The sequence below is a fragment of the Streptomyces vilmorinianum genome (assembly GCF_005517195.1).
GTDB classification, from domain to species: domain Bacteria; phylum Actinomycetota; class Actinomycetes; order Streptomycetales; family Streptomycetaceae; genus Streptomyces; species Streptomyces vilmorinianum.
Genome location: NZ_CP040244.1, coordinates 3,161,646 through 3,176,380, shown reverse-complemented (window position 1 = coordinate 3,176,380; position 14,735 = coordinate 3,161,646). Strand labels below are relative to the sequence as shown.

Below are 14,735 nucleotides of genomic sequence, written 5' to 3'. Positions count from 1 at the left end.
GGACATCGACGGAAGCGAGAAGATCTTGAGTTTCCTCACCATCGGTCATCGCGGAGTCATGGGCGTCGCGCCCGAGAACACCCTGCGTTCCTTCGTCCGCGCCGAGCGGGCCGGCATGGACGTCATCGAGCTGGATCTCCATCTGAGCAAGGACGGCGCCCTCGTCGTCATGCACGACGCCGACGTCGGCCGGACCACCGACGGCAGCGGCCCGATCGCCGAGAAGACCCTCGCGGAGCTGCGCGAGCTGGACGCCGGGGACGGGGAGCGGGTCCCCGTCTTCGAGGAGGTCCTGGACGCGGTGCGGTCCCCGCTCCAGGCCGAGATCAAGGACGTGGCGGCCGCCCAGGCGCTCGCCGAGGTGATGAACCGGCGTGACCTGACCGGGCGGGTCGAGGTGCTGTCCTTCCACGACGAGGCCCTGGCGGAGATCGCGCGGCTGGTCCCCGGGGTCCGTACCGCGCTCGTGGCGGACCTGTGGGGCCCCGACGTCGTCGACCGGGCCAAGGCGGTCGGCGCGGGCGCCCTCGTCCTGAACATCCGGAACCTCACCCTGGAGACCGTCGAGCACGCCCACAAGGAGGGTCTGCGGGTCATCGGCTGGGTGGTGAACACCCAGGACCACCTGCGGCTCGCCCGGGCCCTGGAGCTGGACGGTGCGACGACCGACTACCCGGAGATCCGCCGCACCGGACGCTTCACGGCCTGAGACCCAGGCCTCACGGGCCTCACGGGCCTCACGCCAGCGGCTTCACCAGGAGCTCGAACTGCAGGTCGTCCCGCTGCGGGACGCCGAAGCGCTCGTCGCCGTACGGGAAGGGGGTCATCTCTCCCGTACGGCGGTAGCCGCGCCGCTCGTACCAGGCGATGAGCTCCTCGCGCACGGAGATCACCGTCATGTGCATCTCGCGCACACCCCAGATCTCCCGCACCCGGCGCTCCGCCTCGGTGATGATCAGGCGTCCCAGGCCCGCGCCCTGGAGCTCGGGACGGACCGCGAACATGCCGAAGTAGGCGGCCTCGCCGCGGTGTTCGAGCTGGCAGCAGGCGACGACCTCGCCGTCGCGCTCCACCACCATCATCCGGCTGCCCGGGGTGGTGATCACCGCGCGCACGCCCTCCGGGTCGGTCCGCTGCCCCTGCAGGATGTCCGCCTCGGTGGTCCAGCCGGCCCGGCTGGCGTCGCCGCGGTAGGCCGACTCGACGAGCGGGACGAGGACGGGCACGTCGTCCTCGACCGCGTCTCGGTACGCGATACGGCCGGTGTCCTGGGATGTGGCGGTGTCCATGCTGTTCGGGTCTCCCCTCGGGGCGCTGACGATCCCCCCGAGCGTAACGCCCCTGTCCTGTGCTCCCCCTTGTACGCCTGTGCGCTCGCGTACGCAGGACCGGGCGCGGGCATCGACCCGGAGGGAGACCACGGGAGGTGTGCCGTGCACGGACCGGCGCTGTCGGCCTGGCTGTTGCTGACGCTGTGCGCGGCGAGCGGGGTGTACTGCCTGCTGCGGATGCGCCGGTGTGACGGTGAGGAGCGCAGAGCCGCGGCGAGCGAGGCCGTAATGGGTTTCGGCATGGCGGCGATGGCGCTGCCCGCCGCGGTGCTGACACCGCCCGCCTGGTCGTGGGCCGTGTACGCGGCGGTGTTCGGGGTGGCGGCGCTGCGGGCGCTGGCGGCGGCGCGGCGCGGCGGACACCATCTGCACCATCTGGTGGGCTCGCTCGCGATGGTCTACATGGCGGTGGCGATGGCGGTCCCGGCGTCAGGAGCGCAGGGAGCGCACGGGGGGCACGGGGCCGGTGGCACCGGCGGTGTGCCGCTCGTGACGGGTGCGCTGCTCGCGTACTACGCCGCGTACGTGCTGCGCTCGGGGGCGCGGCTGGTCCCGGTGGCGGTGACGGCGGGGGGTCCGGCGACGGCCGGCGGTCCGGCGACGACGTCGGCGCGAGCGTCGGCGTCGGCGTCGGCGCGGGCGTCGGCGTGGGCCACGCGGCCCGAGTTCGCGCGGGTGTGCCGGCTGTCGATGGCGCTCGCGATGCTGGCGATGCTCGTGACCCTGTGACGCTCACGGGCGGGCTCCTGGGCACCGCAGGTGAAACCGTGGCGTACGTCACTTGCCGCGCGAGGCCATACCCCCGAGTAGTACGGGACTCATAGGCTGGACGGCATGTTGGTCTCCCTCGCGTTGCTCGCGCTCGGCGTACTGACCGCCGTCGTGGCCCCGCGGCTGCTGTCGCGGGCCGACTGGGCGGAACGTGAGCCCGTGGTGGCGCTCTGGGTATGGCAGTGCGTGGTGGCGGCGGTGCTGCTGAGTTTCGCGCTGTCCATGACGTTCAGTGCGGCGGCGGCCTGGCAGGCGGTACGGGGCCAGATCTTCGCGCCCGCGCCACGCGGGGTGATCGAGGCGTACGAACTGGGCAGCAACCAGCCGTGGTCGGCCGTGCTCGCGGTGGTCCTCGCCTGCGGCGGCCTGTGGACCGGCGCGATGCTCACCCGGGAGATCAGCAGGGCGCGGGCGCGCCGACGGCAGCGCCGCAGTGAACTGCTCGTCCGTTCCCCGCTGTTGCCCGGCGAGGAGCCGGGCGGCGAGCGGCTGGTCGTCCTCGAGGGCGAGCGTCCGGATGCCTGGTGGCTGCCGGGGACCGCGCCCCAGCTGGTCATCACGACGGCGGCGCTGCGCCGGTTGAAGGGGCGTCAGCTCGACGCGGTGCTCGCGCACGAGCAGGGACACGCCCGGGCGCGCCACGACTGGCTGCTGCACTGCTCGGGGGCGCTGGCGGGCGGGTTCCCGGGGATCCCTGTCTTCGCGGCGTTCCGGGGCGAGATGCACCGGCTGGTCGAGCTGGCGGCCGACGATGTCGCCTCGCGGCGGTTCGGGCGGCTGACGATCGCGCTGGCGCTGGTGGAACTGAACGAGGAGCGCGGGGTGTTCGGGCCCGGCTCCGCGCCCGACACGGATCTTCCGCAGCGCGTCAACCGCCTGCTCACGGCCGCGCCGCGGCTCACCGCCGGGCGGCGGCTGCGACTGACGGCGACGGCGGCGCTGGCGCCCGTCGTGCCGGTCCTCGTGGCCTTCGTCCCCGCGCTGAGGGCGCTCGGATAACGCGGAACGGGGCGTGGCGGCCGACGGGTCGGGGAAGATCGGCCCATGCGCTCCTCCGCCGTGGTCTCCGGTGCTCTGGCCGTGCTGCTGCTCGTCCTCGTGGCCGTGGGCTGGCCCCCGCTCCTCTCCCTGGACCGTTCGGTCGCCGACGCGCTGCACCGCAGCGCCGTCGCCGAGCCGGGGTTCACTCAGCTCAACCGGATCCTGAGCGACTGGGTCTGGGACCCGTGGACGATGCGGGCGCTGATCGCCGTCGCGGTGGTGACGTTGTGGTGGCGGCGCGAGCGCCGGCTCGCCGTGTGGGTCGTGGTGGCGAGTCTGGTGGCGGCGGGTGTGCAGCAGGGGATGAAGGCGGCGGTCGGCCGTGGGCGGCCGGGCTGGCCCGATCCGGTCGACTCGGCGCGGTACGCGGCCTTCCCCTCCGGGCACGCCCTGACGGCGGCGCTGAGCTGCGGGCTCCTGCTCTGGGTGCTCGCCCTGCACTGGCCGGACGTCCGGCGGGGCTGGAGCCTGATCGCGGTGACGGCCGTGGTGTCCGTGCTCGGTGTCGGGTGGACCCGGGTCTACCTGGGGGTGCACTGGCTGTCGGACGTGGTGGCCGGCTGGCTGCTCGGCTGGTGCCTCGCGGCTGTGTCGATCATCACCTATCGCCGGTACGGGCACGGCGGCGGCCGGGCGGCTCCACCGGACCAGGACCGGAGGAGAATGGGAGAGGCGCAGTGAAGCCGTCTGTCCTGGACGATCCCCCGCGTCGCCCAGAACAGACGGCAAACCCGCTGACCAGCCACGAAGGCGTGACAGCAGACTGCGCTGAGTATATTGGCTGCGAGCCAGTCAACGCAGGAGTCCAGCATGTCCCCGCGTAGCGCATCGGTCAATGAAGAGCTTCGACGGCGCTCTCGCGAGCGGCTGCTCCAGGCGACGGTCGAACTCGTCTCGGAGCGTGGTTACGAGGCGACGACGCTGGGGGACATCGCCGAGCGGGCCGGTTCGGCGCGGGGGCTGATCTCGTACTACTTCCCCGGCAAGCGGCAGCTGCTGCAGTCGGCGGTGCACCGGCTGATGCACCTCACACTGGAGGAGGCGCTGGAGCGCGAGCCGCGGACGGAGGACGGACGCGAGCGGATGGCGCGGGCCATCGACGCGATTCTGGGCCTCGCGGTGGAGCGTCCGGTGCTCATGCGGACGCACATGGCGGGCATCCTGCAGGCCGAGGGGTTCGTGCAGTGTCCCGAGCAGCAGCGGCTGGCGGCCCTGCTGCGGGACACCGTGACGCGGTACGGCTCCACGCAGGTGGACGCGGATTATCCGCTGCTGCGGGCCCTGCTGATGGGAGCCGTCGTGGCGGTGCTGCTGCCGGGGGCGCCGATGCCGGTGGCCCGGTTGCGGGCGGAGCTGTTCCAGCGGTACGGGCTCGACTGGGAGCAGGGCATGCCGCCGGACGGGGGTCCGCCCGACGGCATGCCGTTCACGGCCTCGGTGTCACCTGACCGGGTGCCGCGTCAGTCGTCGAGGCCGGCGAAGTCCTCGAAGTAGTTCGGCTGTGTCTGGACGTTGAGCGCGTCCATCCGGATGCGCTTCGCCGGGTCCGTACGCGGGTCGTCGAGCTTCAGCACGTCGAAGCCCTTCGCGATGTCGTTCGAGTAGATGTAGCCGTTGTAGTAGTACGCGGACCACGAACCGCCCGTGCTGATCTGGCTGGTGGAGAGCGGACCGCGCTCGAAGTAGGCGATCTCCTTCGGCTTGGCGGAGTCGGTGAAGTCCCAGACGGAGACGCCGCCCTGGTACCAGGCCTGGACCATGAGGTCCTTGCCCTTGACGGGGATCAGCGAGCCGTTGTGGGCGACGCAGTTCTCGGTGTTCGCCTGGTGGCGGGGGATCTTGAAGTAGCTGCGGAAGACCAGCTTGCGGTTCTTTCCCTTGCCGACGATGTCGTAGATGCCGTCGGCGCCGCGGTTGGGTCCGACGGCCTCGTTGCAGGTCGCGCCGGAGCCGCCGCCGAGTTCGTCGGTGAAGACGACCTTGTTGGCCTTCTGGTTGAAGGTCGCCGAGTGCCAGAACGCGAAGTTGACGTTGTCCTGGATCTGGTCGATGACCCTCGGGTGCTCCGGGTCCTCGATGTCGAAGAGGATGCCGTCACCCATGCAGGCACCGGCCGCGAGGTCCTTGCCCGGCAGCACGGTGATGTCGTGGCAGCCGGTCGTCTTGGAGACGCCCGGGTTGGTGGGCGCGCCGGGGTTGCCGCCGCCGTCGGGTCCCTCGCCCGGGAACAGGACGGGGAAGTTGACGATCGCGGACTTCTCGGGCTCGTCCCGGGGCACCTTGATGACCGAGATGCCGTCGTGCGGGGGCTGGCAGTCGGGGAACTCGACGCGCGGCGAGTACGAGGAGACGTACACGTACACGTCGTCGTCCTTGGGCACCAGCGTGTGGGTGTGCGAGCCGCAGGCGGTCTCGACGGCCGCGACGTACTTCGGGTTGGTGATGTCGCTGATGTCGAAGATCTTCATGCCCTCCCAGGAGGACTTCTCCGTGGCCGGCTGGCTGACGCTGGCACAGGAGTTGTCGCTGCGGGAGGAGTCCGTGGAGAGGAAGACGAGGTTGCCGGAGACGGAGATGTCGTTCTGCGAGCCCGGGCACAGGACCTGGGCGACCGTCTTCGGGTCCCGCGGGTTGCTGATGTCGAAGATGCGGAAGCCGTCGTAGTTGCCCGCGAAGGCGTAGTTCCCCTGGAACGCGAGGTCCGAATTGGTGCCCTTGAGCGCGTCCTTGGGGATGTTCACAAGGTGCTTGATGTTGGCGCTGTGGACGATCTCGTCCACGCCGGGTATCTCGCCGCTCTGGATGGCGGACCGGGCTTCGGCCGCCTGTTCCGAGGTCGCGGTGCCCTGCGCGGTGGTGTCACCCGGGTCGGGTGTGGCGGCCGCGGGACCGGCGGCGAGCAGGCTGACGAGCAGTCCGGCCGCGGCGGTCGCCACACCCAGACCTCTGATCCGTGCGCGCGGGGTACGCGTGGTACGCAACGAAGTCACTCCGTCCTCCCTTGTATCCGTTCGTAGTCGAACGGTTGATGGACCCCGGCAGTATCGTCCTTAGCGTGCACATCTCAACAGATGGCAACACAGACGTAATCAAGTACCTCTGGAGGTCGTGTTGTTGAACCGACGTATCCGTGGAACTGTCGCCGTGGCGCTGAGCGGCGTCGCCGTACTGGCGCTGTCCGCCTGTGAGTCGAGCCCGGACGGGGACGTGCCGCAGAGCAAGGGGTCCACGGGTCCGGCGGTGGTGGCGCCGGGCAAGCCGGGTGAACCGGCCCGGAGGATATCGCCGGCCGAGGCGTCGAAGCTGCTGCCCGACGACAAGCCCAACGCCGCGGACTTCACGTACACGCAGATGATGATCGTGCACCACCGGCAGGCGCTGACGATGACCGCGCTCGTTCCGGACCGGGCCGGATCGGATCAGGTCAAGAAGTTGGCGGACCGGATCACGGCGGCCCAGCAGCCGGAGATCGGTGCGATGGAGGGTTGGCTGAAAAGCAACGGCGGTCCGCGCGAGCAGAGCGGTCACGACCACCACACGATGCCGGGCATGGCGAGCGAGGAGCAGTTGGCCGAGCTGAGGAACGCGAAGGGCGAGGCGTTCGACGAGCTGTTCCTGACGCTGATGATCACCCACCACGAGGGGGCGGTGACGATGGCGGCCGAGGTGCTGGGGCAGGGGAACAACGTGCTGGTGGAGGAGATGGCGAACGACGTGATCGCGCAGCAGACCGCGGAGATCAACCGGATGCGGTCGATGTAGGGCGCCGGCCGTCTGTGCGGTCCTGTCGGCCCGGGGCTGTCGGCCCGGGGCTGTCGTACGCCTCCCCCGCCGGGGCTTCCGGTGGGATGCTGGAAGTCTCTCGGCGGGAATTCCCGTGGCGGGAAGGAGTACGACCGTGCTGCGTGTCGCTGTCGTCGGATCCGGGCCCAGCGGGGTCTACACCGCCCAGTCGCTGGTCCAGCAGTCCGTGGTGCCCGGAGTCAGGGTCGACGTCCTGGACCGGCTGCCCTGCCCGTACGGTCTCGTCCGCTACGGGGTCGCCCCGGACCACGAGAAGATCAAGTCACTGCAGCAGAACCTCCGGGCAGTCCTGGAGGACGAGCGGATCGCGTTCATCGGCGATGTCGAGGTGGGCGCGCGCGGGCTGACCCCGGGCCGCCTCCTGGAGCTGTACCACGCCGTCGTGTACTGCGTGGGCGCGGCGCGGGACCGGCGGCTCGGGGTGCCGGGCGAGGATCTGGCCGGCAGCTTCTCGGCGAGGGACTTCGTCGCCTGGTACAGCGCGCACCCCGACGCGGCGGGCGACGGCTTCGGTCTCGACGCACGCGCGGCGGTCGTGATCGGCGTCGGGAACGTGGCGGTGGACGTCACCCGGATCCTGTCCAGGGGCGCGGCCGAACTGCGGCCGACGGACGTGCCGCAGGGGGCGCTCAGTGCGCTGTCGGCCAGCCGGGTGCGCGAGGTGCACATGGTGGGGCGGCGCGGTCCCGGGCAGGCCAAGTTCACGACGAAGGAGCTGCGGGAGCTGGGCGCGCTCCCGGGCGCGCGGGTGGACGTGGAACCGGCCGACCTGGCGCTGGACCCGTCGTTCGCGGACCCTTCGGCGCTGCCGGCCGTGAACCGGCGGAATGTGGAGGTCGTCCGCGGGTGGGAGGCGGGCGGCGCCGGCGGGGCGGACGCGACTGACGCGACTGACGCGACTGACGCCGAGCGCCGTATCAGGCTGCGGTTCTTCCTGCGGCCGGTGGAGTTGCTCGGCGAGGACGGCCGGGTGGCCGCGGTCCGCTTCGAGCGCACGGAACCGGACGACAACGGGGGTGTGCGGGGTACGGGACGGTACGAGGAGATCGAGGCGCAGCTGGTCCTGCGGGCCGTCGGCTACCAGGGGATCGCCCCCGCCGGGCTGCCCTTCGACGAGGCCCGGGGGACGGTCCCGCACGAGGCGGGCCGTGTGCTGCGCGACGGCGCCCCCTCGCTCGGCGAGTACGTCGCCGGCTGGATCAAGCGCGGACCCACGGGCGTCATCGGCACGAACCGCCCCTGCGCCAAGGAGACGGTGACCTCCCTGCTGGCCGACGCGGCGGAGCTGTCCGGACGGACGGTGGCGGCCGATCCGCTCGACGCGCTGCGGGCGCTGGGCCACGACCCGGTCGCCTGGCGGGGCTGGCTCTCCATCGAACGCGCGGAGTCCGCCCTGGGCCGCTCGCTGGGCCGCGGCCGGGTGAAGATCCCGGACTGGGCGGGCCTGCGGGCGGCGGCGCGGGGAATCGCGGATCGGGACGCCTGAGCGCGCCTGGCCCCGGGAGGGTGCTCTGCCCTCACCCGTGCCGGTCGGCGATGCGATGGGGGACCATTCGACCCCAGCGGGGCCCGTGGCCCGTGGAACAGACTGGATGTATCGGATCCGGGAGGTCCCCATGAACACCGACATGAGCATCGCCGCGGCCGCCGAACCCCTCCTCCTCGACGCGGCTCTGCCCGAGTTCCGGTTCTCCCGCCTGGAGTGTGTGGCGATCGCCGCCACGCCGGACGCCGTGTACAACGCGGCGCGTGATCTGGACATGTTGTCCATCCACTCGCCGCTGTTCGACGCCGTCGTCTGGGCGCGGGGGGTGCCGGACCGGGTGCGTCGGCGGCCCGTGGCCACGCCGCCGTCGATGCGGGTGTCCGATCTGTTCGACACCGCGGGGTCCGAGGATCAGCCCTGGGTGCCCCTCGGGGAACGCGCGGGCCGTGAGCTCGTGTTCGGGGCGGTCGGCAAGGTGTGGCGGCCCACCATCGAGTGGCGCCGGGTCGAACCCGGGGACTTCGCGGGGTTCGAGGAGCCCGGCTGGGCGAAGATGGCCGCCGCCTTCGTCGTCCACCCCTACGGGGCGCAGCGGTCCCTGCTGACGTACGAGGCGCGCACCGCCTGCACCGACCCGGAGTCCACGACCCGGTTCGGCCGCTACTGGACGCTCGTGTCGCCGGGCGTCGGCATCGTGCTGCGCGGGGCGCTGCGGGTGATCGAGAAGGCCGCTGAGACCGGAGAACGAATCTCGTGAGGAGATGAGCGTGATGCGTGCTGTGATCGTGTACGAGAGCCTGTTCGGCAACACGCGCGAGGTCGCCGACGCGATCGGACAGGGCGTGAAGGAGGCACATCCGGACGCCGAGGTCGAGTGTGTGGCGGTGGACGAGGCGCTGCCGGAGCGCGTCGGTCCCGCCGATCTGCTCGTCGTCGGCGGGCCGACCCATATGCGGGGCATGACCACCGGAATGAGCCGGAAGATGGGGCTGAAGGCCGAGGAGAAGGAGGCCGGGAAGGAAGGACGTCCCTTCGACCCGCTGGAGGGTGCCGAGGGCCCGGGCGTCCGTGACTGGTTCCACGACACGCTCCCGAAGGCCCACACCGGCACCCATGCCGCCGCGGCCTTCGACACCCGGGCGGACATGCGCCTGGCCGGCGGGGCGGCGGGCGGGATCGCGCGCCGGCTGCGCGGCCATGGCTACGACCTCGTCGCGGAACCGGAGGGGTTCATCATCGAGGACACCGAGGGTCCGCTGCGTGAGGGCGAGCGGGACCGCGCGCGGGCGTGGGGCGCGGCGCTCCAGGTCGCCTGACCCCTCGCGGCGGAAGGACACCGGCCCGGGCGGGGACGTGAGGTCCCGCCTGGGCCGGTCGCGGCCGTCGCCGGAGCACGGACCGGATGTCCTCCACCCGTCCTCGACTACGCGTTCTCGGCTACGCGTCCTCGGCGGGCCGGCCCTGCCGCGACGCCTGTGCCCCGGCCGCCTCCAGGACGCTGTCGAGGAGGCCCGGGAAGAGGGCGTCCAGGTCCTCCCGGCGCAGGGCGTTCATCTTGGCCGTACCCCGGTAGATCTGCTGGATGACCCCGCTCTCGCGCAGCACCCGGAAGTGGTGCGTCGTCGTCGACTTGGTGACGGGCAGGTCGAAGTACGAGCAGGCCAGTTCCGTCGCCTCGTGCGCCATGTGGCAGACGATCCGCAGCCGCACCGGGTCCGAGAGCGCGTGCAGCACCCCTTCGAGGCGGATCTCCTCCCGCGTGGGGTGATCCAGGGCCCGAGGGTTGGTCGCGGTCGTCACGGCGGCGCCTCCACTTCGTCGGGGGTACGCGTCGTCCCGCGCACCGATCCATTGTACGAGGAGCTTCGTAGTTTGACAGATGACGTACTACGACGAGTATCGTACGAGCATCCCGTCGAGGCCCCCGGAATGAGGAGTCCGCCATGAGCGTCGCCCTGTTCGAGCCGTACACCCTGCGATCGCTGACCATCCCGAACCGTGTGTGGATGGCGCCGATGTGCCAGTACTCCGCAGAGGTCTTCGGCCCGAACGCGGGGGTGGCGGGCGACTGGCACTTCGCGCACTACGCCTCCCGCGCCACCGGTGGGACCGGCCTGATCCTGGTGGAGGCGACCGCCGTCGCCCCTGAGGGCCGGATCAGCCCCGCCGACCTCGGGATCTGGAACGACACGCAGGTCGAGGCGCTCCGCCGCATCGCCCGCTTCCTCAAGGAGCACGGCACCGTGCCCGGCATCCAGATCGGGCACGCCGGCCGCAAGGCGTCCACCAAGCGCCCCTGGGAGGGTCGCGGACCGGTCGCCCCCGGCGGCCACGGCTGGCAGCCGGTCGGACCGAGCCCCGTCGCGTTCGCCGAGGGCTACCCCGTCCCGACCGAGCTGACCACCGAGGGGATCAAGGAGATCGTCGGCCGGTTCGCCGACGCCGCCCGCCGCGCCCTCGCGGCCGGGTTCGAGGTCCTGGAGGTGCACGGCGCCCACGGCTACCTCATCGGCGAGTTCCTCTCCCCGCACAGCAACCACCGCACCGACGAGTACGGCGGTTCCTTCGAGAACCGCACGCGCCTGGCCCTCGAAGTCGTCGACGCCGTACGGGCGGTGTGGCCGGAGGAGCTGCCGCTCTTCTTCCGGATCTCGGCCACCGACTGGCTGGATGACCAGGGCTGGACCGCCGACGAGACCGTCCGCTTCGCCGCCCTGCTGCGCGAGCACGGAGTCGACCTCCTCGACGTCTCCACCGGCGGCAACGGCGGCCCCGCGAAGATCCCGAGCGCCCCCGGCTACCAGGTGCCCTTCGCGGCCCGGGTGAAGGCCGAGACCGGTCTGCCCGTCGCCGCCGTCGGTCTGATCACCGAGCCCCGGCAGGCGGAGAAGATCCTCGCCAACGGGGAGGCGGACGCCGTCCTCCTCGGGCGCGAACTGCTCCGCGACGCCTCGTGGGCCCGCCGGGCGGCGCGCGAGCTGGGCGCCGAGACGCACGCGCCGAGCCAGTACGCCTGGGCGATCTGAGCGCCGTAACACGCCCCTGAACTGGGGCGGAACCACGTCCGGGGGGCCGTTGTCAGTGGCCGGGTGCAGACTGTCCCGTATCCGCGACAACGGCGTCCTGGAGGTGTCGGCCATGCCCGACGTAGTTCTGACCGTAGGCACCCGCAAGGGTCTGTTCATCGGCCGAAGGCGCGACGGCCGGTGGGAGTTCGACGAACCCCACTTCAACGCGCAGGCGATCTATTCGGTCGCCATCGACACGCGCCGTGCCACGCCACGGCTGCTCGTCGGAGGGGACAGTGCCCACTGGGGCCCGTCCGTCTTCCGCTCCGACGACCTCGGCGCCACCTGGACCGAGCCGCCGAAGCCCGCGGTCAAGTTCCCGCAGGACACCGGTGCTTCGCTGGAGCGGGTCTGGCAGCTGCACCCCGCGCCCGCGCACTCCCCCGACGTCGTCTACGCGGGTACGGAGCCGGCCGCCCTGTTCAGGTCCGTGGACGGAGGCGAGTCGTTCGAGCTGGTCCGCCCGCTGTGGGAGCACCCCACGCGCTCCCGGTGGGTGCCCGGCGGGGGCGGTGAGGCCGTGCACACGGTCGTGACCGACCGGCGCGACCCGGAGGCGGTGACGGTCGCGGTGTCGACGGCCGGAGTGTTCCGCTCCCGGGACGGAGGGGCGAGCTGGGCTCCCTCCAACCAGGGGGTCTCCGCGGTCTTTCTGCCCGATCCGAACCCGGAGTTCGGCCAGTGCGTGCACAAGATCGCGCAGGACGCGGGTGACCTGGACCGGCTCTATCTGCAGAACCACTGGGGGGTGTTCCGCAGCGACGACGCGGGCGCGAAGTGGACCGACATCGGGGCCGGGCTCCCGTCCGACTTCGGTTTCGCCGTCGCCGCCCACCCCCACCGGGCCGATGTGGCCTATGTGTTCCCCATCAACGCCGACAGCGACCGCGTGCCGGCCGAACGCCGCTGCCGTGTCTACCGCACGCGCGACGCCGGCGAGAGCTGGGAGCCGCTCACGGCGGGGCTTCCTGACGGCGACCACTACGGCACGGTGCTGCGGGACGCGCTGTGCACGGACGACGGCGACCCGGCGGGCGTCTACTTCGGGAACCGCAACGGCGAGGTGTACGCGAGCGCGGACGACGGCGACAGCTGGCAGCTGCTCGCCGGGCATCTGCCGGACGTGCTCTGTGTGCGGGCGGCGGTGATCGGGTAGGGCGACACGCCGCTGTCCGTGGGTGGGCCGGTCCCGGCGCCGCGATGCGAGCGGGTCGACTGGGACCGGGTGCGGCGGGAGACGGAGGAGTCACCCATGGCCGCCGCCTTCCTCTACCTGCTCGAACTGCTCGATGTGATCGAACGCCGTGACGGTGGCGGGCAGGACGATGCCTGACGAAGGCCATGACCTGGCCGCTCCGTGCCGGTGTGGCAGGTCCGGAACCGCCGTGCGCCTGCTCGCTCTTACGGCAGTCGCCAGTCCACCGGCTGTGCGCCCTGGCGGAGCAGAAGGTCGTTGGTGCGGCTGAAGGGCCGGGAACCGAAGAAGCCGCGGTCCGCCGACATCGGGGAGGGGTGGGCCGACTCGATGGCCGGCAGGTCGCCGAGCAGGGGGCGGGCGTTGCGCGCGTCCCTGCCCCAGAGCACGGACACCAGCGGCTTGCCACGGGCGGCCAGAGCGCGGATCGCCTGCTCGGTGACCTCCTCCCAGCCCTTGCCGCGGTGGGCGGCGGGCTTGCGGGGTGCGGTGGTCAGCGCCCTGTTCAGGAGCAGGACGCCCTGGCGGGTCCACGGCGTCAGATCGCCGTTGGAGGGCCGGGGAAGGCCGAGGTCCGTGTGCAGTTCGCGGAAGATGTTCTCCAGGCTCCCCGGCAGCGACCGGACGTCCGGCGAGACCGCGAAGCTGTGGCCGATGGCCATTCCGGGGGTCGGATAGGGATCCTGCCCCACGATGAGGACGCGTACCTCGTCGAAAGGCTGTTGGAAGGCGCGCAGGACGTGCTGTCCCGCCGGCAGATAGGTCCGGCCCGCCGCGATCTCCGCGCGCAGGAAGTCGCCCATCGCCGCGATGCGTCCGGCCACGGGACGCAGGGCCTCGGCCCAGCCGGGCTCCACCAGTTCACTCAACGGTCGTGCTGCCACAGCAGATCACCCTACCGGCCTACGGGAGGGCATTCCGACGGTCGCCGAACCGCACGGCGATAGGCTGCCCGCCGTCGTCCCTTTCCCTCTGTCTCCTGGAGCCGGTCCATGAGTTCGCGCGGGCAGTCATCGGGCCGGGTCGTCGGCGTCGACTCGGGAGGCTCGGGTCTTCGGGTGGCGCTGGCCGAGGCGGAGACCGGCCGCGTCGTGGACACGTACTCCTCACGGGAGCCGGTGCGGACCGGCCCGGGCGGCATCGAAGCGGCGCATCTGCTGGAGCAGTTGCTGCCCGCCATCGAAGCGATGCTGACCCGTGCCGGGGGCGGGCCCGTGCTCGCCGTGGCGGTCGGGGCGGCCGGGATGGCGACGCTCGGCGACGAGCTGCGCGCGCACCTGCCCGGCGCGCTGGACCGGGCGCTGGGTGTACGGAGCCTGGCGCTGGCCGCCGACGCCGTCACCGCCTACGCGGGGGCGCTCGGGCAGCGGCCCGGGGCGGTCGTCGCCGGCGGCACGGGGCTGATCGCGCTCGGCACGGACCTCGTGACCTGGCGCCGGGCGGACGGCTGGGGCCATCTGCTGGGCGACTGCGGCAGTGGGGCCTGGATCGGCCGGTCCGGCCTGGAGGCGGCGCTGCGGGCCTACGACGGGCGGCGCGGCGGTTCGCCGGCGCTGCTGGCCCGCGCGGAGGAGCGGTTCGGTCCGGCGGCCGGGCTGCCGGGCGCGCTGTATCCGCGGACCGACCGACCCGCCGTGCTGGCCTCGTTCGCGCCCGAGGTGGCCCGCTGCGCCTCGGAGGGCGATCGGGTGGCGGCCGGCATCCTGCGGCAGGCCGCCGCGCACGTGGCCGAGGCGGCGGCCGCGGTGTGCCCGGCCACCGAGGCGTGCGAAGTCGCGCTGACCGGCGGGCTGTTCAAGATGGGCGACGCCCTTCTCGTACCCCTGCGGTCCGAGCTGGCGGAGCAACTGCCCCAGGCCCGCACGGTGTCCGCGGCGGGGGATCCGCTCTCCGGATCGCTCACCGTGGCCTCGGCGCTGGCGACGGGGACGCTGCGCCTGCCCGTCGACCCGCGCCTGCTGCACGTAACGGAGCAACTGGGCCGTTAGGGAGTGGTTCGGACAAAGAGGGGCAGATAACGCTCTGCTGCACCTCACCGC

17 protein-coding genes are annotated in these 14,735 nt (G+C 72.1%); 13 read left to right on the top strand and 4 right to left on the bottom strand.

Annotation, left to right across the window (positions count from 1 at the left end; translation table 11 throughout):
• The first annotated feature begins 25 nt into the window (after window positions 1-25).
• A complete protein-coding gene (locus FDM97_RS14910) occupies window positions 26-709 on the top strand; it encodes a glycerophosphodiester phosphodiesterase (protein WP_137990897.1) in 684 nt (227 codons plus the stop codon).
• A 28-nt stretch (window positions 710-737) separates the two neighbouring features.
• Here FDM97_RS14910 and FDM97_RS14905 read toward each other — a convergent pair whose 3' ends face one another.
• Window positions 738-1,289, bottom strand: a complete 552-nt coding sequence (locus FDM97_RS14905) for a GNAT family N-acetyltransferase (RefSeq protein WP_137990896.1) — start codon at window positions 1,287-1,289, stop codon at window positions 738-740.
• Between the two features lie 144 nt (window positions 1,290-1,433).
• Between FDM97_RS14905 and FDM97_RS14900 the strand changes: the two genes are divergently transcribed.
• The 4 genes from FDM97_RS14900 to FDM97_RS14885 all read left to right on the top strand — a co-directional run bounded on the left by FDM97_RS14900 (window position 1,434) and on the right by FDM97_RS14885 (window position 4,637).
• Window positions 1,434-2,060, top strand: coding sequence for a DUF5134 domain-containing protein (locus FDM97_RS14900; RefSeq protein ID WP_137990895.1), 627 nt, complete (start codon window positions 1,434-1,436; stop codon window positions 2,058-2,060).
• Between the two features lie 105 nt (window positions 2,061-2,165).
• A complete protein-coding gene (locus tag FDM97_RS14895) occupies window positions 2,166-3,101 on the top strand; it encodes a M56 family metallopeptidase (protein ID WP_137990894.1) in 936 nt (311 codons plus the stop codon).
• A 45-nt stretch (window positions 3,102-3,146) separates the two neighbouring features.
• Window positions 3,147-3,824: a phosphatase PAP2 family protein gene (locus tag FDM97_RS14890; protein WP_137990893.1), complete on the top strand. Its 678-nt coding sequence runs from the start codon at window positions 3,147-3,149 to the stop codon at window positions 3,822-3,824.
• Window positions 3,825-3,953: 129 nt separating this feature from the next.
• Window positions 3,954-4,637 (top strand): TetR/AcrR family transcriptional regulator, encoded by a 684-nt coding sequence (locus tag FDM97_RS14885; RefSeq protein WP_137990892.1) that lies wholly within the window; start codon window positions 3,954-3,956, stop codon window positions 4,635-4,637.
• Here FDM97_RS14885 and FDM97_RS14880 read toward each other — a convergent pair.
• A complete protein-coding gene (locus FDM97_RS14880; RefSeq protein WP_137990891.1) occupies window positions 4,604-6,133 on the bottom strand; it encodes an LVIVD repeat-containing protein in 1,530 nt (509 codons plus the stop codon). The genes FDM97_RS14885 and FDM97_RS14880 overlap by 34 nt on opposite strands.
• Before the next feature lie 154 nt (window positions 6,134-6,287).
• Between FDM97_RS14880 and FDM97_RS14875 the strand changes: the two genes are divergently transcribed.
• The 4 genes from FDM97_RS14875 to FDM97_RS14860 all read left to right on the top strand — a co-directional run bounded on the left by FDM97_RS14875 (window position 6,288) and on the right by FDM97_RS14860 (window position 9,749).
• Complete coding sequence (locus FDM97_RS14875) at window positions 6,288-6,905, top strand: DUF305 domain-containing protein (protein ID WP_254705595.1); 618 nt, start codon at window positions 6,288-6,290, stop codon at window positions 6,903-6,905.
• Window positions 6,906-7,041: 136 nt separating this feature from the next.
• Entirely contained in the window at window positions 7,042-8,433 is a 1,392-nt protein-coding gene (locus tag FDM97_RS14870) for an FAD-dependent oxidoreductase (protein ID WP_137990889.1), read from the top strand.
• A 130-nt stretch (window positions 8,434-8,563) separates the two neighbouring features.
• Window positions 8,564-9,190: a hypothetical protein gene (locus FDM97_RS14865; RefSeq protein WP_137990888.1), complete on the top strand. Its 627-nt coding sequence runs from the start codon at window positions 8,564-8,566 to the stop codon at window positions 9,188-9,190.
• A gap of 13 nt (window positions 9,191-9,203) precedes the next feature.
• Entirely contained in the window at window positions 9,204-9,749 is a 546-nt protein-coding gene (locus tag FDM97_RS14860) for a flavodoxin family protein (RefSeq protein WP_137990887.1), read from the top strand.
• A 121-nt stretch (window positions 9,750-9,870) separates the two neighbouring features.
• Here the strand turns inward: FDM97_RS14860 and FDM97_RS14855 are convergent, their stop codons facing one another.
• A complete protein-coding gene (locus FDM97_RS14855; RefSeq protein ID WP_137990886.1) occupies window positions 9,871-10,233 on the bottom strand; it encodes an ArsR/SmtB family transcription factor in 363 nt (120 codons plus the stop codon).
• A gap of 143 nt (window positions 10,234-10,376) precedes the next feature.
• Here FDM97_RS14855 and FDM97_RS14850 point away from each other — a divergent pair, with 143 nt between their 5' ends.
• The 3 genes from FDM97_RS14850 to FDM97_RS35795 all read left to right on the top strand — a co-directional run bounded on the left by FDM97_RS14850 (window position 10,377) and on the right by FDM97_RS35795 (window position 12,834).
• Window positions 10,377-11,459 carry an NADH:flavin oxidoreductase/NADH oxidase gene (locus tag FDM97_RS14850; protein ID WP_137990885.1) on the top strand — a complete coding sequence of 361 codons (1,083 nt, stop codon included), beginning with the start codon at window positions 10,377-10,379 and terminating at the stop codon, window positions 11,457-11,459.
• 112 nt (window positions 11,460-11,571) lie between these two features.
• Window positions 11,572-12,657, top strand: coding sequence for a WD40/YVTN/BNR-like repeat-containing protein (locus tag FDM97_RS14845; RefSeq protein WP_137990884.1), 1,086 nt, complete (start codon window positions 11,572-11,574; stop codon window positions 12,655-12,657).
• 18 nt (window positions 12,658-12,675) lie between these two features.
• Window positions 12,676-12,834 (top strand): hypothetical protein, encoded by a 159-nt coding sequence (locus FDM97_RS35795; RefSeq protein WP_175438979.1) that lies wholly within the window; start codon window positions 12,676-12,678, stop codon window positions 12,832-12,834.
• 68 nt (window positions 12,835-12,902) lie between these two features.
• On the opposite strand, the gene FDM97_RS14840 is transcribed toward FDM97_RS35795, so the two are convergent.
• Window positions 12,903-13,580 (bottom strand): uracil-DNA glycosylase, encoded by a 678-nt coding sequence (locus FDM97_RS14840; RefSeq protein ID WP_137990883.1) that lies wholly within the window; start codon window positions 13,578-13,580, stop codon window positions 12,903-12,905.
• A 108-nt stretch (window positions 13,581-13,688) separates the two neighbouring features.
• On the opposite strand from FDM97_RS14840, the gene FDM97_RS14835 reads away from it, so the two are divergent.
• Window positions 13,689-14,684 carry an N-acetylglucosamine kinase gene (locus FDM97_RS14835; RefSeq protein ID WP_137990882.1) on the top strand — a complete coding sequence of 332 codons (996 nt, stop codon included), beginning with the start codon at window positions 13,689-13,691 and terminating at the stop codon, window positions 14,682-14,684.
• Window positions 14,685-14,735: the final 51 nt, after the last annotated feature.